A 17,522-nucleotide genomic window follows, 5' to 3' on the forward strand; every position below is an offset into this window, starting at 1 on the left:
CGGAGTCGACCATGCCTATCGCCATGATCCACCTCGCCGAAGGGCGTAGTGAAGAGAAAAAGCACGCATTGTTGGTCAGCGTCACTCAGGCCATCGCGCATAGCCTCGAAGTGCCAGTCGACAGCGTACGCGTGTTGTTGCAGGAAATCCCCGATACGCAGTGGGCCGCAGGTGGCAAGACCCTGGCCGAGCGCCGGCGCGGTAATGCCTGACCCAAGACTGTGTCACTAGAGGAAAAACAACAATGAGTAATCCAATCAGCGTCGCAATTATTGGTTCTGGCAATATCGGCACCGACCTGATGATCAAGATCCTGCGCAATGGCAAACACTTGAAAATGGCCGCCATGGTCGGCATCGACCCGGCCTCCGACGGCCTGGCCCGTGCTGATCGACTGGGGGTAGCCACCACGGCTGGCGGTATCGACGGCTTGCTGGCGATGCCTAACTTCAAAGATATTCGTATCGTCTTTGATGCCACCAGCGCAGGTGCGCATGCACACCATAACGAAGTCTTGCAGCAACATGGTGTGAAGGTGATCGACCTGACGCCTGCGGCAATCGGCCCCTATACCATCCCCGCGATCAACCTGGACGCCGAGCTGGATGCGCCGAACATCAATATGGTGACCTGCGGTGGGCAAGCCACTATCCCGATGGTGGCAGCGGTGTCGCGTGTGGCCAAGGTGCACTACGCAGAGATCATTGCCTCGATCAGCAGCAAATCTGCCGGTCCAGGCACCCGGGCCAACATTGACGAGTTCACCGAAACCACGTCGCAGGCGATTGAAAAACTCGGTGGTGCACAGCGCGGTAAAGCCATCATTGTGCTCAACCCCGCCGAACCACCCCTGATCATGCGCGACACGGTGTTCGTGTTGTCCGAGCTTGGAAGTCAGGACGAGATTGAACGTTCGATCGAAGATATGGTTGCCAGCGTACAGAGCTATGTACCGGGCTATCGACTCAAGCAAAAGGTTCAGTTCGAGGTCATTCCCGAAGATGCCCCGGTCAATGTTCCGGGCCTGGGCAAGCTCAGTGGTCTGAAAACCTCGGTATTCCTTGAGGTAGAGGGCGCCGCCCACTACCTGCCAGCTTACGCAGGCAACCTCGACATCATGACCTCGGCCGCCATGGCATGCGCCGAGCGCATTGCAAGTACTCGCATGAACGCAGAGGGCTGAACCATGACAACGCAGAAAAAAATCTACATCTCGGACGTGACTCTGCGCGACGGTAGCCACGCCATTCGCCATCAGTACAGCCTTGAACACGCACGGACAATCGCCCAAGCCCTGGATGATGCTCGGGTAGATTCCATCGAAGTAGCCCATGGCGACGGTTTGCAGGGTTCTAGTTTTAACTACGGGTTTGCTGCCCACAGCGACCTGGAGCTAATCGAAACAGTGGCGAGTGTGACCCGCCACGCGATGATCACCACGCTGCTGTTGCCCGGGATCGGGACCATTCACGATCTCAAGGACGCCTATTCAGCGGGGGCCCGCGGGGCGCGTATTGCGACCCATTGCACTGAAGCCGATGTTTCTCGTCAACATATCGAATACGCTAGAAAGCTGGGCATGGATGTTGTCGGTTTCTTGATGATGAGCCACATGCAGACACCGCAAGGGCTGGCGCAGCAAGGCAAGTTGATGGAGAGCTACGGAGCAAATTGCATTTATGTGGTCGACTCAGGCGGCGCATTGAACATGACCGGTGTGCGCGATCGCTTCAAAGCGCTGAAAGACGTGCTTGATTCGCACACGCAAACCGGGATCCATGCCCACCACAATCTGAGCCTCGGCGTGGCCAACTCCATTGTCGCGGTGGAGGAGGGATGTGATCGCGTTGATGCAAGTTTGTCGGGAATGGGCGCTGGGGCCGGCAACGCACCTTTGGAGGTTTTCATCGCCGCCGCCGAGCGGTTGGGCTGGAATCACGGCACCGATCTCTACACCCTGATGGACGCTGCCGATGACATCGTCCGACCCCTTCAAGATCGACCGGTGCGAGTTGACCGCGAGACCTTGGCGCTTGGCTATGCGGGCGTTTACTCAAGCTTCCTTCGCCATGCTGAAGCAGCGGCCAAACGGTATGGCCTGAGTACTGTGGACATTTTGGTCGAGTTGGGCCGTCGGAAAATGGTTGGAGGCCAAGAAGACATGATTGTCGATGTTGCCTTGGATCTGACTCGACGTTGATTGGTGGATCATTGCAACAGTCTTTGGTGTTTTTACGGGATTGTCCGTCTTGGTCACTCAAAATAGAGTGAAAAAAACAACGAGGATGTGTTCCATCATGGCTGATCTAAAAGACCGAAACATCATGCTAACTGGGGCGTCAGGCGGTATTGGACGTGCCTCTGCACTGGCCTTTGCCGAAGCTGGCGCAAGGGTTGTATTGATAGATCGCGATGTTTCGGGTCTTGAAGAGGTCTACAGCGCTATTACTTCGACGGGCGGCAAAGCTTACTCAATCGTATGTGATATCACGAATGAAGAGGCTGTTGCCGCTGCAGTTGAGGAGGTCGTGGTTCGGTTTGGCAAGCTCCATGGTGCGTTTAACAATGCCGGCGTCGAGCAAAGTAACTTGCCGCTTCATGAGATCTCGTCTGCCGCATGGGAACGCATTGTTCGCATTGACCTGACGGGTGTTTTCTACTGCATGAAGTATCAGGTTCGCGCCATGCTGAACAGTGGGGGTGGCTCAATCGTGAATACCGCGTCTGCATTAGGCGCGGTAGCAATTGCGGCCGCTGCTGATTATGTAGCAGCCAAGCACGGCGTGATTGGTTTAACCAAGGCGGCTGCGGTTGACTATGGCACGCAAGGCATCCGCGTTAACGCGATCATGCCGGGTGTCATCGAAACGCCGATGATCGTACGTGCCTCACAAGACCCGAACTTCGCCAAGCAGTTTTCGGCATTGCGGGAGCGCCACCCGATTGGCCGTCTAGGCCAACCAGAGGAAATTGCCAAGGCGGCACTATGGTTGCTGTCGGACGACGCGAGTTTCGTAACCGGTACATCGCTGGCCGTCGACGGCGGTTACCTCACCACTTGATGGAGCTGCTCGCGGCCTTTGTATTTTCAATGTCATCGACTGGGAACGGTCGCCTAAGGTTGCCTTGCTGATTTAGCAACGGCAGCAGAGCTAATTCAGAAGTAAACGGAGTCTGTCATGATTAATGTAGGTCGTCGTATTCAAGTAAACGCTGAACCGGACGCAGGCGGCGTGCGCCTTGACCGTAGCCAGGTGTGGGAAGGCCTGGTCAGTAAAGCGCGCAATGCCGTTCCTTTTGTATCGGCCATCACCGAATGCAACATCGTCGAGGACAAGGGCGATCGCTTTATTCGTGAGGTGTTGTTGCACGGCGAACGCCTGCAAGAGCTGGTCATCCTCACCGAAGAGCAGCAAGTCGAGTTTGTGCGCCTGTCTGGCAACGCACGCGGGATCATCAAGAACGTCATCGAAGAAGAAAACGGCGAACTGTACCTGCGGTTCACCTTCGATTTTTCCTTGTCGGGCGCGAAGCCTGGCAGCGAGCAGGAAACTGCATTTGCAGAAGGGATGCAGAAGTCTTATCTGGGCGCTGTGAAGAGTACCTTGGATACCATTCGTAACAAGGTCAAAAAGGCCGCCTGAGTAGCGGCAACCTGATGCACGCTCAAAAACAACAACAAAAAATGAGGATTGCCTTGCGATGAAGCATGAACTGACTGGTATGTTTGAAGATGTAGACCGGATGTCTGTCGATGGTTTTTTGAGCTATCTGACGGATGATGTTGTATTTCGTTTCGGGAATGCCCCAGAGCTCCGCGGGAAGCAGGCTGTCAGGGAGGCAATCGAGCTGTTTTTCAGTGGTATTGCCGGCCTCAAACACGATCCCCAAGGTGTTTGGAGTGAAGGAGATACCACTGTCTTACGTTTCGATACGCACTATACCAAGCTCGACGGTGTCATCCTGTCCGTGCCGTGTTGCGTCGTTGTACAGTTTGATGCATCACGTTTGATCCACGACTATCGAATTCACATCGATATTTCATCACTGTTCAGTAAAGCCTCTGTCGACGCGGTGTTATTGCAGGCGACTGCGTAATTCACCGAGTGGTTGCACCGCGCTTGTCGGCTAGAGTCCACGAATGCTTTGCCGGCTCGCGCGGTGTTTTGGTTTTGGCGCACCAGAAGGCGTTGTGATGAAAGACTTGAACCTTCTCTATACCTTCGAAGCGTTATGGCGGGACCATTCGGCTTCCATAGCGGCCCAGAATCTAGGGGTCACCCAGGCGGCGGTGAGCGGTTCGCTCAAACGCTTGCGCAGCGAGTATGGCGATAGGCTCTTTACGCTGGTAGGTCGGCGTATGGAGCCGACGCCGTTCTGCATTCACATAGCACCCAGATTACTGACCTCACTGGCCATGGTAAGAGAAGCTGCCTGCCAGATGCCCATGTTTGATCCGCAAAGCTGCGAAAAAGCGTTCACGGTACGCATGCGTGATGTCGGTGAGGTGGTCTGCTTGCCTGCCATTGTCAGCGAACTCGCGCGTGTAGCGCCTAAGGCGCGCATCCACACTGTGGCGGCGGGGATGGACGAAACCCTGAACGGCCTATCCACCGGAAGGATTGATCTGGCGCTGGGGTTCATGCCAACGCTTCAAACCGATATTCATCGAACGGCCGTCTTCTCGCAGCATTATGTTTGCGCCATGCGCAAGGATCATCCATTGGCGCAGGGGGGCTTAACGCCAGAGGCTTTTGCTATAAGTGAGCATTTGCTGGTCGAGTCTGGGGGCAGTGGCCATCTGGCGCTTGAGCGCGCCATGATCGATGCCGGAGGGAGGGACTGCATCAAAATGAGAATTCCCCAGTATCTGTCAGGTCCTCACCTGCTGCTGGACTCTGACATGATATGGACACTACCCAATGCACTGGGTAAAACCTTGGCGCAATTCTATCCGCTCGTAATATGGCCTCTGCCCCTGCAGGTGCCATCATTCGAGATCGATCTGTATTGGCATGATCGGTTTCACCGCGACCCACAGAGCCGATGGTTCAGAGAAATGGTGGGCGGCGTACTGCGCAGCCAGCAATCGGTCTGGCAATGACAGGATTTTTCCAGGGCATATTGACACTGCCCTCCAACCTACGTGGACTTGACCCCGTCGCTGTGTAGGCTCAAAGGAGAGTCCTCGGCCGTGAAAATGTGGGGCAGATGCAGGCTCAGGTAGTCGATCAGGCTACGGACAGAGGGCAGCATGCCTTTGGGCTTGGGATAGAGTAAATGGATGATGTGCGTTGCACCGGTCCAGGACGGGATGACCTCCAGATCCTTTGAGTTGACAGATGCCGCAGCAATGGGTTCGGGCAGCAGAGCTACTCCGATGCCATTGACCGCAGCTTCCAGTTGCATGCGTAGGTCGTCAGTGATCAACCGCGGTTGATGACTGATCAGCACGTCTTCACCCTCGTGATCTTGTAATAGCCATCGTCCCACGCCATCGTGGATGTCACCCGGGCGAGAGAGCGTCTCCAGGCCAGACAGGCCGTGTGCAGTTGCAGGCCGTCCCACACGATCAAGGTATCGAGGGCTTGCGACTAAAATCTTCCGAGAGGTTCCCAGACTTTTCGCAACAAGGCCTGCGGTTTCCTCTATTTTTGCCCGCGACCGTAGCGCCAAATCAAAGCGCTCTTCGAACAAGTCGACCTCCCGGTCCACCGCGCTCATCTCCAAGCGGACCTTGGGATACTTTTCCATATAGCCTGGGAGCAGAGGGGCCAAGTAGGTCTGCGCCATTACTTGCGGGCAGCTCAGCCTCACCAGCCCGACGGGTTCACGCCGCAGGTGCTCGACACTTTCATAAGCAGTGTGTGCCCCCTCAACGACAGGTTGGCTGAGGGCATAAAAATGATGACCTGCCTCGGTCAGCGAGACCTGACGGGTCGTCCGGTGCAGCAGCCGTGCGCCCATTCGTAACTCCAGGTGGGCCACATGCCGGCTGAGAAGCGTTTTTTCGATCCCGGTTGCGCGAGACGCTGCAGAAAAACCGCCGTGCTTGACCACCAACACAAAGTAATACAGGTCGTTCAGATCTTTCATGCATCACCTTTTCCTGCAATCGAACGCCCCGTTAGAGAGTGAGGCCGATCGCTGGAGTGAGAGGAGTCGTGGCGCCTGTGACGGCTACGCGGACTGATGGCGTAATGATCAGTCACCCAAGGAAGGGGATAAAGGCGTCTGGGTTGAAATGACTGTTCCATCAGTGGAGCAGTCATGGCCCTAATGGCTTACTGAGCTTCGGAATGTGCCGTCATTGTTGAAGGCGCTGGATCGCGTTCTCGCCTATCTAACCAGTAGAGGGTGCAGAGCGTGATTGCAGCCGCGGCCACTGGAGCAGCCAAGCAATGGAAGAAGGCCTGGGCATTACCGGCTGCGGCGATGACCCACGCGCCCATCATGGAACCCACAATCGAACCGGAACGGCCTACCGCCATTGCCCAACTGACGCCAGTGACGCGAGCGGTGGTGGGATACAACGTTGCTGCCACGAGATTCAGACCATTCTGTGCACCGGCGATACCAAAGCCGATGACAAACACCATCGCGGCCAACTGATAGGCATCCCCCATCATGTAGCCAGTAATCGCAACGACGACTGCTGTCACCGAATACGCAACTGCTAGCACTGGGTAAGGCCCTGTACGGTCCATCAGCATGGCCATGAGGAGGGCGCCAGCTGTTCCGCCCAGGGGCACCATGGCACCGATGCGTGATGCATGAGCAATATCGTAACCTGCATCTTTGAGCAGCGTTGGCAGCCAACTGCTGAGCAGGTAAAAGACAAACAGTGAGCAGAAGAACGAGAGCCACAGCAGCAGCGTGCGAATGGCACGGCCCTCGATAAAGAGATATTTGACCGGCGATCTTGCCTGGTCATGATCCTGGTCACCGCTGATCGTGATGTCGCGCCAGCTAGTGCGAGTGATCCGCTCGACCACTCTACGCAGGCGTTCTGCATGCTTGGCTGATGAGGCCATGAACTGGACAGATTCTGGCATCAGCCACGCCAGCAGCGGTAATAGCAGCAAGGGTAAAATACCGCCCAGGATTAACACTGAACGCCAGCTGTATGCAGGTATCAGGTAGGCGGCCAGCACGCCGCCCAAAGCGAGTCCAGCGGTGAAACCACTCCAACTCAATGTCACGAGGATCATTCGGCGTCGCTTTGGCGAATATTCGGCACTCAAGGCTATGCAGGCGGGCATCGCTCCGCCCAAGCCGACGCCTGTGACGAAGCGCAAAATTGTCAACGATTCGATGGTCTGGGTGTATGCGCTGGCGAACGTCGCCAGCCCGAACACCAATATGGAAATCAGCAAAACACGCTTACGCCCGACAGCATCGGCTATTGGGCCCAACATCAGGCTGCCGACCATGAGCCCGAACAGTCCGGCGCCGAAGACGGGTGACAACTGGCGGGGCCCTAACCCCCATTCTTCCCGCAGAGAAGGCGCGATATAACCAATGGCCGCGGTATCAAAACCGTCGATAAGAACAATGATGAAGCACATGGACAGGGTTGCGATCTGGTAGGGCGAAATCTTGGCACGATCGATGATTTCGCCAATTCGGATGGGCGTAGCATTCATGGGTACGATCCATATTTTTATTTTTTGAGTAGACGGGATCGTCGCTAACCGTTTTAAATAAAGGAAGCTAATTCTATTTATGTAAACTATCCGTTTTGGTTATACCCATGCGAACCGATCTGAATCTGCTGCGCGTTTTGCTTGCCGTATACGAAACCGGCAACGTAACAACAGCCGCCAAGCGGCTTGGCATGAGTCAACCAGCGGCAAGCGCTGCGCTGGCGCGTTTGCGTCATTCCTTGGGTGACCCATTGTTCATTCGCGCCGGCAATGCGATGGAGGCCACCCCCCGTGCACAAGGCATCATTGAGCACACACGTGAAGTCATCGAGATTATTGATCGTGACATCCTCATCGGACCCAGCTTCGACCCCGCTACCAGCGAACAGGAATTCGTTTTCTGCCTGAGTGAGGTAGGGGAGGTAGTGTTCCTGCCGGCGTTATTCCAGAGCCTGCGACGGCTTGCACCCAGTGCCCGGATACGCACCATCAGCCTCGCACCTGATGAGCTTGTGGAAAGTCTTCATGAAGGGCGGGTCGATGCGTTGTTGGGTTATTTCCCCGATTTGATTACGTCAAACATTTACCAGCAACGGCTGTTTTCACACGATTTGGTCTGCCTGGTACGACTCGACCACCCCTTGGTGGGCGAACACCTGACGCTTGACACCTTCAGCAAGTTGGAGCATTTGCAGGTTCGAGATGGCAGTCGTCGCCAGGAAATGTACGAAGCCCACTTGGGCAAGAGCGGCGTTCATCGCAACATCGTGCTGCAGACATCTCATTACATGAGCGTGCCCTCGATCATCGAGCAATCGGACCTGATCGTCGTTCTACCACGCACAGTTGCCAACATGTACATTCATCACCCGAATGTACGAACGGTGGAGCCCCCACTGGCGTTTCCGCGCTACGACCTCAAGCAGTACTGGCACGCCCGCTATCATGAGGCACCACGGAGTGTGTGGTTGCGGCGATTGATCTCGACAGTGTTCAGCGAGTAATGAGTCACTTTTGACCGTCTACAGCGACTGGTGCATAGTCGCAACAGCCTTTGGTGTTTTCGCCCCTAGTCATCCCCGCTCATCACTTCTAACGTCATTCGATTAAATGAATCGGATGAATTCGGATGTTGCAAACGGAGCACTTAAAAACACTGTCGGGACTTGGATCCGTACACGATGCCCCCGGTTTGTCTGAGGGTTTTACCGAGGTGTTTGAAAGTTATCAGGTGCCTGCCAACGGAGTGGACTTGCACGCCGTCATAGGCGGCGAAGGCAAGCCATTGCTGCTACTGGGTGGTTGGCCGCAGAGCTGGTTTGCCTGGCGCTACCTCATGCTGCCCTTGGCTCGCCACTACACGGTGATCGCTGTCGATCCCCGCGGTGTAGGGCTTTCAGAAAAACCTTCAGAGGGCTATGACTCCATAACCCTTGCCCAAGACATGTTTGCACTCATGGATGCGTTGGGTTACGCCTCTTTCGCCATGGCAGGCCACGATATCGGCATGTGGACAGGCTATGCCATGGCCCACGACCAACCCGGGCGAATCGAGCGCATTGCGTTGGGTGAGGCGCTAATCCCAGGGGTTTCACCTTCACCGCCTTTACTGCCAGATCAACGATGGCTAAGTGACTTCCTTTGGCATTTCAATTTCAATCGGGCTTTCAGCGTCAACGAGCTGCTTGTCAGAGGGCGTGAAGAAATCTATTTCGGCCATCAGTTCGCTACCAAGGCCGGTTCGCCTGACGCCGTGCCCCGTTACGCCGTTGACCATTACATAGCGTTGCTCAAGCGTGATCCAGAAGCGCTGCGAGCAAGCTTTGACTATTACCGCGCCATTGATCAGTCGATCCCGCAAAACCGGGAGCGCATGGCAACGCGTTTGACTCTACCGGTGCTTGCGTTTTCCGGCGCGCTTGCACGCGGCGACAGTGTTGACGCAGAGCTGCGCACAGTGGCGGCCAATGTCGAGTCCGTCGTCATCCCGGCGTGTGGTCATTACCCTGCAGAGGAGCAACCGGATGCGCTGCTTGGCGCTTTGCAGCGCTTTTTCGCACCTTATGCAGATGCCCCTGCCTGAGACCCGATCCAGAGGTTGCATACATGTCTAAAGTCATTGTCCCAGTCCATCGCGCCAAGGTGGGTGATCACTTCCATGGTTACGGGCTGCGAACAGATCAGCATCTGATCTCACCCTTCATCGGGGTTGATCATTACTGGATGACCGCCCCCACTTTTGCTCCGCACCACCACGCCGGTATTTCGGCCCTCTCGTACCTGCTTGGCGATTCAGAAACGGGAATGGCAAACCGGGATTCAATCGGTACTCAAAACATTATCAGCCCCGGCGGGCTGCATTGGACTACTGCCGGGCGCGGTGTGACCCATGAGGAAGTACCGGCGCAATCCGGGAAAACCGTTCATGGTTTACAAATTTTCGTAGCTCTTGCGCAGTCGAGGCAAGGTATCGCTCCTTTCCCGTTGATACTCGAATCACAGGCTGTACCAGTGGTGAACAAGCCGGGGGCGATTATCAGGATACCGCTAGGGCAATATGAGGGCGTGCGCTCTCCCGTGGATCCTCCCACCGAAGTAACGATGCTCGATATCAACCTCGACGCAGGTGCGGAGTTACGTGTGCCCGTGACAGAGGGGCATTGCATGTTCGTTTTACCGATAGCCGGTACGGCGGAAATCGATGGACAGCTTTTCGACCGTGAAGACCTCCAGGTCCCGGTTTTCACGGCACAAGACAAAACCCAGACAATAATCTTCAAGGCGCCGCATGGTAGTGCCCAGGCCGTGCTTTTCAGCGGCCCTCCGCTACCCTTTGTGTGACTCCACCCAGCGAGGATCTGAACTATGGCTGTCGTACGATTTACCGCAGACAACGCCGCATTGCTGCTCATCGACCACCAGGTCGGTACGATGCAATTGATCAAGAACATCGACAGTGATCTTGCCGCCAAACAGTCGGTTGCATTGGCAAAAATGGCAAAAATTCTCAATATGCCAGTAGTCATTACTTCGAGTCAGGAAGATCAAGCTCAGGGCCCGATACTGCCGGAAATCGCTCAGGTGCTTCCAGATGCGTACGCAGCGAGGGTCAAACGGCCAGGCGTGGTAAATGCCTGGGAATATCCAGACTTCCACAAAGCGGTACTGGCTACTGGCCGCAAGAACCTGATCATGGCGGGGGTAACTACTGATGTCTGCCTTATCTTCCCTGCGATCGACGCTGCTCAGGAAGGCTTCGCAGTGCAAGCGGTGATGGATGCGTCAGGATCGCCCAGCTTGCTATCTGAGGAATTCGCCCGGCAGAGAATGCATGATGCTGGCGTGGTACTCACCGCCACCAATACGTTGATGGCAGAAATCGGCAAAGACTGGTCAACACCAAACGGACAGCAGTTGATTGGCCTGTTGTTCAGTGATGTGTTCCCTGCATTAGGGGCTGGCATCAAATAACGTTTGGCATCCATCCATCGGAACTCGGGGGAGGCTAACTGCTCCCCCCTAGGCGCGCATCGAGCTGCAGTCAAACCACATCACGAAATCGCCACCCTCTGCTGGTCTGAAAACAGGTCAAACATCGTTTGGCGCAACCACCGATTCGCCGGATCCTTGTTGAAACGTTCATGCCAGAACAGGTTGATCTCGATATTTGGCAATTCAACCGGGGGTGGCAACATACAGAGGCCGAACGGTTCCTGACAACTGATCGCAAAGCGTTCCGGAACTGTTGCGAGGAGGTCCGTTCGCTGAAGTATGTGTCCCACCGCCACAAAATGCGGGACTTCAAGGCGGACATTGCGCGCAACGCCAGCACGCGCGTAGAAGGTGTCCACCTCACCATGCCCTGTGTTGGCAGCTACCACCTTTACGTGACCGTAACTGGAGAACGCTTCAAGTGTCAGTGGCTGTAGCGTGGCAGGGTGACCAGCACGGCAGAGGCATACGTAGCGGTGATGGAACAGCCTGCGCTGAAAAAAACCTGCTTGCAGATGAGGAAGCAAACCAACCGCCAGGTCGACAGTACCATTTTGCAGCCCCTCGGCGACGGAATCAGAAGTGTTTCTCAGTGTGCTGATGGTGCACCCTGGGGCTAGCTCAGCCAAGGCATCCATCAACGCAGGCATGAAATAGATTTCGCCGATGTCCGTCATGGCCATGGTGAAGCGCCGGTTGCAGGTCAAAGGATCGAATGTATTTTGTCGGACAAGCGCATCGCGCAGCGTTTGTATGGCATTAGTTACCGGCCCAGCCAGATGCAACGCATATGGGGTCGGCGCCATGCCTTTGGAGGTCCGTACGAACAGTTCATCATTGAGCGCTGTGCGCAGGCGCTTGAGTGCGTTGCTCATTGCGGGCTGGGTCAGTGCGAGATTTTCTGCGGCGGTCGAAACCTTGCGATCTATGAGCAATTGGTTAAAAACCAGCAGCAGGTTCAGGTCCAGGTCGCGTAGTTCCATGATGCCGTTACTTTCCTAACCGTCGATGGTTGAAGGCAATGCCGGGTAATCGGGCTGCCAGGTACATTCACAAGCGTGATGGGCATTATACCGGTCACGGCATTTATAAATAACATCACAGCAGCAATCATCTGGGAGCTCCAATAACAATCATTCCCAGGGGTATTTAGCTATGCATGACTCATCTTCTGCCTTGCGTGTCTCGATTATCGGTGGCGGTATTGCCGGCATCGCCCTCGCTCTCAATCTTTGCCGACATACCCACCTAAGCGTTCAATTATTTGAAGCCGCCCCCGCATTTGGCGAAGTGGGCGCTGGCGTTTCGTTTGGCGCTAACGCGGTCAGAGCAATCGCGGGCTTAGGTATTGCAGGGCATTACCGAAAGATCGCTGATTGCACACCCGCTCCATGGCAAGACATCTGGTTTGAGTGGCGCCTTGGCAGCAATGCCCACTATTTGGGTAACAGCGTTGCGGAGGGGGTCGGCCAGTCTTCGGTCCATCGCGCTGATTTTCTGGATGCGCTGGCCCGGCAGTTGCCATCGGGTATTGCTCAGTTTGGGAAGCGTGCGCAACAGGTGATTCAGAACGAGGAGGGGGTTCGCGTAACGTTTTCTGATGGTAGTAAGCATCACTGTGATTTGTTGATCGGCGCCGACGGCATCAAGTCATCGATTCGTGACCATGTACTGCAGGGCTTGCAGCAACCCTTGGTTTCACCCCGGTTCAGTGGTACTTGCGCCTACCGCGGCCTTATTGACAGCCAGCAGTTACGCCGCACCTACCGGGCGCGCGGGGTCGATGAACACCTACTGAATGTGCCACAGATGTATCTCGGCCTGGATGGTCATATCCTTACCTTCCCTGTCAAACAGGGGAGGCTGATCAATGTGGTCGCATTCACCTCCAATCGTACCCATTCCGAACCAACCTGGCCGAGTGATGAGCCTTGGGTCAGGACTGCAAGTCAAACAGAAATGCTGCAGGCGTTTGCGGGCTGGGGCGATGCAGCACGCATCCTGTTGGAGGCTATTGCGAGCCCATCGTTATGGGCACTGCACGACCTCCCAGAGCTTCCAGGTTACACGCATGGGCGCGTGGCCGTGATCGGCGACGCGGCCCATGCAATGCTGCCGCATCAAGGTGCGGGCGCTGGTCAAGGCCTAGAAGACGCCTGGCTACTCGCGCGCCTACTTGCCTACCCACAAGTGGTCAACAAGAATCCTGAAGCTGTGCTGGAAGCGTATGACGCCGTACGCCGTCCACGCGCCTGCCGTGCCCAAAGAACGTCGTGGGAGGCGGGCGAGCTTTATGAGTTTCGTAACCCTGATGTATTAGATAACCAGCAAATGTTGGGCAAAGCGCTGAGCGAGCGATTCGACTGGCTATGGCAGCACGATATGCACGTCGATCTACTTGAGGCTATGAAAATCCTGGGGTTGCATGTCCAGGCAGCGTGATATCTGAAGGGAGCGGACCAATGTATAAGTCCACTCAATACCGGCTCAGCCCTGATGATTATTGGTGCTCACACGCAACAGTGTTTAGTGATTTGCTCGACTAGTCATCCAAGTGGGCAAGTCCCTAAAGTTTACTCAAATATCGACTCCATAGTCTTTTTTTAGATGTTGCGCCTGAAAATATTCAAATAACAACAAGGAACACGTCATGAGCGATCGTTTGAAAGGCAAGGTCTGCATTATTACGGGTACCGGTGGCTCAATGGGCCGAGCTGCTGCGCTTATGTTTGCTCGGCAGGGCGCCAAGGTTGTTGGCTGCGATGTGTATCCGGAATCTGCCGAAGAGACAGTGGAGATGGTCAGAGGACAGGGCGGCGATATGGTCTCCCTCAGTCGTTGCGACCTGACCGACCCAGCCAGTTGTGCCAAGCTGGTTGATCTCGCTGTATCAACCTATGGCCGTGTGGACGTGCTGTTCAACAACGCTGCAATGGCCTATTTTGGATGGATTGATCAGATCTCCGATGACGACTGGCACCGCACCATCGATCAGGAAGTGAACCTGGTCTTTCACATGGTGCGGGCCGCATGGCCTGAACTGATCAAGTCGCCGGGTGCGTCGATCATCAATACGGCGTCTGTGTCAGCGTGGTCCACATACAAACTGCTGCCCGGGATTGCCCACTCGGCGGCGAAAGGCGCCGTGCTGTCCATGACTCGCCAGTTGGCGCTGGAGGGGCGAGTCCATGGACTGCGGGCCAACAGCATTTCCCCCGGCCTGATCGAGTCCAAGCAAACCATTCCGCTGCTCCAAGATCCCGTATGGGCCGAGACCATGGTAGGCAAGGTCATGCTGGGGCGCATGGGGAAACCGGAAGAAGTCGCTGCCACGGCGCTATTTCTGGCCTCGGATGAGAGCTCCTTCATCACCGGTACGGATATCCGCGTGGACGGCGGTACTACTGCCTGGTAGCGATCAAGCATGATGGCTGCGGCATTCTCATTAAGCCGAGAGTGCCGCGCCCAACTGAAGTATTTCCCCCGAATCCGAGCAAGTTACCTGGCACCAGGAGGAACACTGCTGCCTGAAATGAAGCATCCACTACATGAATCTTCGTAATTAAAACAACAATCCATACGAGATCATCTTTATGCTGCGTGCCCCTGCGTTGCTGACCGGCAACCGTTTCCCTGTTTTTTGTGCAGCCGCCACCCTGCTGTTGAATGCCCCCGCACACGCGACTGAATATAACGGTACTGCGTACCCTTTAGGCCTGGACACGGTACTGGCTGGCCGAATGCCACCGCCAGGGCTGACGACCTTTCTCTACAGTTCTGCGTATAAGGCAACAGAGCTAAAAGACGCAAATGGTCATGAACAGTCGGGTATTGAGGACTTCAGCATCAGCTACGAGGCTCTTGCCGTCTGCCTTGATTACGTTTACAGCGACTACACCCTATTCGGTGCAACAATCGCCAGCCGAGCTGCGCAGCCTTACATCAGCGGCCAAGTGAGTTGGTACACGAACACGCCTCAGGGCCGCGTGCGCTATAGCGGCAAAAGCGCGGGACTTGCCAATCTTGCATTTACCCCATTGTTCATGGGCTGGAGTTCGCCACGCGTTCACCAGATGCTGGGTGTGGATGTCTACGCCCCCACAGGTTCGTATGACAAAGACCGACTGTTCAACGCCGGGACGAATGTGTGGTCGTATTCGCCTTGGTATTCGATCACAGCCAACCCAATCGATGAACTCGAGATCAGTGCAAAGATGCTGTACATGATCAATGAGAACAACCGTGAGACCGATTATCGATCGGGACGGGAGGTCAACGTCGACTACCACTTGGGCTACAGCGTAAATGAGCACTGGCAAGTGGGCTTGAGCGGCTATCTGTACAAACAGGTCAGCGATGACGAGCACCAGGGTGAGTCGGTGGGAGAGAACGGCAACCGTGGGCAGGTCGCTGCATTTGGCCCGGTGGTGAAATACCAGACGCCAGAATTTGGAGTCGTCCTGAAGTGGCAACATGAAGCGCTGGTGGAAAACAGGGCACAGGGGGAGCGCATCTGGTTGCAGGCCGTTTTATTGTTCTAAGGCGCCACACGCCTGGGTCAATCAAGGGGGAGCACCCAGTCCCCATTCGTTTATTTCCACAACAATCTCAGAGAGTGAACTGATATGACCAAGGCCGCCGATGTCGTTGTGCAATGCCTGGAAAACGAAGGTGTCGAGTATGTGTTCGGCATTCCCGGTGAAGAAAACCTGGACCTGTTGGAATCCCTGCGCAAGTCGAAGATCAAGCTGGTACTGACCCGTCACGAGCAGTCCGCCGGCTTCATGGCTGCCACTTATGGCCGCCTCACCGGCAAAACCGGCGTTAGTCTGTCGACCCTTGGCCCTGGCGCGACCAACTTGGTGACCGCCAGTGCCTACGCGTACTTGGGTGGCATGCCGATGATGATGATCACCGGCCAAAAACCGATCAAGAAGTCCAAGCAAGGCCGTTTCCAGATCATCGACGTGTGCGGCATGATGGACCCCATCACCAAGTACACCCACCAGTTCGCCTCCGCCGACAACATCCCGGCGCGTATGCGCGAAGCGTTCCGCCTGGCTGAAGAAGAAAAACCGGGCGCCGTGCACCTGGAGTTGCCTGAGGACATCGCGGCGGAACAGACCGACAGTTTGCCGATTCCCCCGAGCCTCCACCGTCGCCCCCTGGCGGAACACAAGGCCGTCGAAGCCGCTGTAGAAAAACTGCAGAAGGCTCGCAGCCCGATCCTGGTGATCGGTGCCGGTGCCAACCGCAAGATGACCGCCAAGGTCCTCAAGCAGCTGATCGACAAGACCGGCATCCCGTTCATCACCACCCAAATGGGTAAAGGTGTGGTCGACGAGCGTCACCCGCGTTTCCTGGGGAACGCTGCGCTGTCGTCCGGTGACTTCGTCCACCGCGCCATCGAAGCGGCCGACCTGATCATCAACATCGGCCACGACGTGATCGAAAAGCCGCCGTTCTTCATGGTCCGTAGTGGCACCGAAGTCATCCACATCAGCTTCCGCTCCGCCGAAGTCGATGCCGTGTACTTCCCGCAGGTGGAAGTGATCGGCGACATCGCCAATGCCGTGTGGCAGATCAGCGAAGCGCTGAACGATACCGCGCACTGGGACTTCACCCGCCTGATGGCCATCCGTGAAGCCAACGAAGCGCAGATCGCCGAAGGTGCCGATGATGACCGCTTCCCGGTCTACCCACAGCGCCTGGTGGCCGACATCCGTCGCGTGCTGCCGTCTGAAGGCATCGTTGCCCTGGACAACGGCATCTACAAAATCTGGTTCGCCCGTAACTACAAGGCGCACAAGCCGAACACCGTGCTGCTGGACAATGCACTGGCGACTATGGGCGCCGGCCTGCCGTCGGCCATGGCGGCGCATCTGGTACATCCGGATCGTCCGGTGATTTCGGTGTGCGGCGACGGTGGCTTCATGATGAACAGTCAGGAACTGGAAACCGCGGTCCGTCTGGGCATGCACATCACTGTGGTGATCCTGCGGGACGACGGCTACGGCATGATCCGCTGGAAACAGGCCAACATGGGCTTCACCGATTTCGGCCTGGACTATGGCAACCCGGACTTCGTTAAATATGCCGAAGCTTACGGCGCCAATGGATACCGAGTGGACAGTGCTGATGCTTTGCTGCCGCTGCTGGATCACTGCATTGCCAACCCCGGCGTGCACGTGATCGACTGCCCAGTCGACTACAGTGAGAACGACCGCATCCTTAATGGGGAATTACGTGAACGATCACTGGCTGTATAAGGTTTCCGGTGGCGAGATCGGGGGGGGGCACGGGGGACGCTTCCCGTTATTCCGTCACTCCCGCTCGCATGGCGAGCGTTCAACTGCAACTTACGCCGAGCAGTGCCTCAGCCCT

The 17,522-nt window shown here is 56.0% G+C and carries 18 protein-coding genes; 15 read left to right on the forward strand and 3 right to left on the reverse strand.

Annotated elements, in window-relative coordinates; all coding sequences use genetic code 11:
* The first annotated feature begins 11 nt into the window (after positions 1–11).
* From OO258_RS08720 to OO258_RS08750, 7 genes are all read left to right on the forward strand, one after another.
* The gene (locus tag OO258_RS08720) at positions 12–212 is read left to right on the forward strand and encodes a 2-hydroxymuconate tautomerase family protein (RefSeq protein ID WP_019470811.1); all 201 of its coding nucleotides are present in this window, start codon (positions 12–14) and stop codon (positions 210–212) included.
* A gap of 32 nt (positions 213–244) precedes the next feature.
* The gene (locus OO258_RS08725; RefSeq protein ID WP_266029796.1) at positions 245–1,183 is read left to right on the forward strand and encodes an acetaldehyde dehydrogenase (acetylating); all 939 of its coding nucleotides are present in this window, start codon (positions 245–247) and stop codon (positions 1,181–1,183) included.
* 3 nt (positions 1,184–1,186) lie between these two features.
* Positions 1,187–2,200 (forward strand): 4-hydroxy-2-oxovalerate aldolase, encoded by a 1,014-nt coding sequence (dmpG, locus tag OO258_RS08730; protein ID WP_266029798.1) that lies wholly within the window; start codon positions 1,187–1,189, stop codon positions 2,198–2,200.
* 97 nt (positions 2,201–2,297) lie between these two features.
* The gene (locus OO258_RS08735; RefSeq protein WP_266029800.1) at positions 2,298–3,062 is read left to right on the forward strand and encodes an SDR family NAD(P)-dependent oxidoreductase; all 765 of its coding nucleotides are present in this window, start codon (positions 2,298–2,300) and stop codon (positions 3,060–3,062) included.
* 117 nt (positions 3,063–3,179) lie between these two features.
* Positions 3,180–3,644, forward strand: coding sequence for an SRPBCC family protein (locus tag OO258_RS08740; RefSeq protein WP_266029802.1), 465 nt, complete (start codon positions 3,180–3,182; stop codon positions 3,642–3,644).
* Positions 3,645–3,702: 58 nt separating this feature from the next.
* Positions 3,703–4,098, forward strand: a complete 396-nt coding sequence (locus tag OO258_RS08745; RefSeq protein ID WP_019470806.1) for a nuclear transport factor 2 family protein — start codon at positions 3,703–3,705, stop codon at positions 4,096–4,098.
* Positions 4,099–4,195: 97 nt separating this feature from the next.
* A complete protein-coding gene (locus tag OO258_RS08750; RefSeq protein ID WP_266029805.1) occupies positions 4,196–5,104 on the forward strand; it encodes a LysR family transcriptional regulator in 909 nt (302 codons plus the stop codon).
* A gap of 38 nt (positions 5,105–5,142) precedes the next feature.
* Here the strand turns inward: OO258_RS08750 and OO258_RS08755 are convergent, their stop codons facing one another.
* Both OO258_RS08755 and OO258_RS08760 read right to left on the reverse strand, forming a co-directional pair.
* Positions 5,143–6,096, reverse strand: coding sequence for a LysR family transcriptional regulator (locus OO258_RS08755; RefSeq protein WP_266029807.1), 954 nt, complete (start codon positions 6,094–6,096; stop codon positions 5,143–5,145).
* A gap of 188 nt (positions 6,097–6,284) precedes the next feature.
* The gene (locus OO258_RS08760; protein ID WP_266029809.1) at positions 6,285–7,646 is read right to left on the reverse strand and encodes an MFS transporter; all 1,362 of its coding nucleotides are present in this window, start codon (positions 7,644–7,646) and stop codon (positions 6,285–6,287) included.
* 107 nt (positions 7,647–7,753) lie between these two features.
* On the opposite strand from OO258_RS08760, the gene OO258_RS08765 reads away from it, so the two are divergent.
* The 4 genes from OO258_RS08765 (at position 7,754) to OO258_RS08780 (ending at position 11,117) form a co-directional block, all read left to right on the forward strand.
* Positions 7,754–8,650: a LysR family transcriptional regulator gene (locus OO258_RS08765; protein ID WP_266029811.1), complete on the forward strand. Its 897-nt coding sequence runs from the start codon at positions 7,754–7,756 to the stop codon at positions 8,648–8,650.
* 125 nt (positions 8,651–8,775) lie between these two features.
* Positions 8,776–9,729 (forward strand): alpha/beta fold hydrolase, encoded by a 954-nt coding sequence (locus OO258_RS08770; protein ID WP_266029813.1) that lies wholly within the window; start codon positions 8,776–8,778, stop codon positions 9,727–9,729.
* Between the two features lie 23 nt (positions 9,730–9,752).
* On the forward strand, positions 9,753–10,487 hold the full coding sequence (locus OO258_RS08775; protein WP_266029815.1) for a pirin family protein: 735 nt from the start codon (positions 9,753–9,755) through the stop codon (positions 10,485–10,487).
* Positions 10,488–10,511: 24 nt separating this feature from the next.
* On the forward strand, positions 10,512–11,117 hold the full coding sequence (locus tag OO258_RS08780) for an isochorismatase family protein (protein WP_266029817.1): 606 nt from the start codon (positions 10,512–10,514) through the stop codon (positions 11,115–11,117).
* An 80-nt stretch (positions 11,118–11,197) separates the two neighbouring features.
* Here OO258_RS08780 and OO258_RS08785 read toward each other — a convergent pair whose 3' ends face one another.
* Positions 11,198–12,121 (reverse strand): LysR family transcriptional regulator, encoded by a 924-nt coding sequence (locus tag OO258_RS08785; RefSeq protein ID WP_266029819.1) that lies wholly within the window; start codon positions 12,119–12,121, stop codon positions 11,198–11,200.
* 172 nt (positions 12,122–12,293) lie between these two features.
* Here OO258_RS08785 and salA point away from each other — a divergent pair, with 172 nt between their 5' ends.
* The 4 genes from salA to OO258_RS08805 all read left to right on the forward strand — a co-directional run bounded on the left by salA (position 12,294) and on the right by OO258_RS08805 (position 17,407).
* On the forward strand, positions 12,294–13,580 hold the full coding sequence (gene salA, locus OO258_RS08790; protein ID WP_266029821.1) for a salicylate 1-monooxygenase: 1,287 nt from the start codon (positions 12,294–12,296) through the stop codon (positions 13,578–13,580).
* 208 nt (positions 13,581–13,788) lie between these two features.
* Positions 13,789–14,553, forward strand: coding sequence for an SDR family NAD(P)-dependent oxidoreductase (locus tag OO258_RS08795; RefSeq protein ID WP_266029823.1), 765 nt, complete (start codon positions 13,789–13,791; stop codon positions 14,551–14,553).
* A 178-nt stretch (positions 14,554–14,731) separates the two neighbouring features.
* Entirely contained in the window at positions 14,732–15,679 is a 948-nt protein-coding gene (locus OO258_RS08800) for a SphA family protein (RefSeq protein ID WP_266029825.1), read from the forward strand.
* Between the two features lie 84 nt (positions 15,680–15,763).
* Positions 15,764–17,407, forward strand: coding sequence for an acetolactate synthase large subunit (locus OO258_RS08805; protein WP_266029827.1), 1,644 nt, complete (start codon positions 15,764–15,766; stop codon positions 17,405–17,407).
* Positions 17,408–17,522: the final 115 nt, after the last annotated feature.

Source organism: Pseudomonas sp. DCB_BI (genome assembly GCF_026240995.1).
In the GTDB taxonomy this organism is placed as follows: domain Bacteria; phylum Pseudomonadota; class Gammaproteobacteria; order Pseudomonadales; family Pseudomonadaceae; genus Aquipseudomonas.

Coding starts and splice junctions, on each gene's coding strand:
- OO258_RS08720 (WP_019470811.1), top strand. CDS start 12: ATGCCTATCGCCATGATCCACCTCGCCGAAGGGCGTAGTGAAGAGAAA.
- OO258_RS08725 (WP_266029796.1), top strand. CDS start 245: ATGAGTAATCCAATCAGCGTCGCAATTATTGGTTCTGGCAATATCGGC.
- dmpG (WP_266029798.1), top strand. CDS start 1,187: ATGACAACGCAGAAAAAAATCTACATCTCGGACGTGACTCTGCGCGAC.
- OO258_RS08735 (WP_266029800.1), top strand. CDS start 2,298: ATGGCTGATCTAAAAGACCGAAACATCATGCTAACTGGGGCGTCAGGC.
- OO258_RS08740 (WP_266029802.1), top strand. CDS start 3,180: ATGATTAATGTAGGTCGTCGTATTCAAGTAAACGCTGAACCGGACGCA.
- OO258_RS08745 (WP_019470806.1), top strand. CDS start 3,703: ATGAAGCATGAACTGACTGGTATGTTTGAAGATGTAGACCGGATGTCT.
- OO258_RS08750 (WP_266029805.1), top strand. CDS start 4,196: ATGAAAGACTTGAACCTTCTCTATACCTTCGAAGCGTTATGGCGGGAC.
- OO258_RS08755 (WP_266029807.1), bottom strand. CDS start 6,096: ATGAAAGATCTGAACGACCTGTATTACTTTGTGTTGGTGGTCAAGCAC.
- OO258_RS08760 (WP_266029809.1), bottom strand. CDS start 7,646: ATGAATGCTACGCCCATCCGAATTGGCGAAATCATCGATCGTGCCAAG.
- OO258_RS08765 (WP_266029811.1), top strand. CDS start 7,754: ATGCGAACCGATCTGAATCTGCTGCGCGTTTTGCTTGCCGTATACGAA.
- OO258_RS08770 (WP_266029813.1), top strand. CDS start 8,776: ATGTTGCAAACGGAGCACTTAAAAACACTGTCGGGACTTGGATCCGTA.
- OO258_RS08775 (WP_266029815.1), top strand. CDS start 9,753: ATGTCTAAAGTCATTGTCCCAGTCCATCGCGCCAAGGTGGGTGATCAC.
- OO258_RS08780 (WP_266029817.1), top strand. CDS start 10,512: ATGGCTGTCGTACGATTTACCGCAGACAACGCCGCATTGCTGCTCATC.
- OO258_RS08785 (WP_266029819.1), bottom strand. CDS start 12,121: ATGGAACTACGCGACCTGGACCTGAACCTGCTGCTGGTTTTTAACCAA.
- salA (WP_266029821.1), top strand. CDS start 12,294: ATGCATGACTCATCTTCTGCCTTGCGTGTCTCGATTATCGGTGGCGGT.
- OO258_RS08795 (WP_266029823.1), top strand. CDS start 13,789: ATGAGCGATCGTTTGAAAGGCAAGGTCTGCATTATTACGGGTACCGGT.
- OO258_RS08800 (WP_266029825.1), top strand. CDS start 14,732: ATGCTGCGTGCCCCTGCGTTGCTGACCGGCAACCGTTTCCCTGTTTTT.
- OO258_RS08805 (WP_266029827.1), top strand. CDS start 15,764: ATGACCAAGGCCGCCGATGTCGTTGTGCAATGCCTGGAAAACGAAGGT.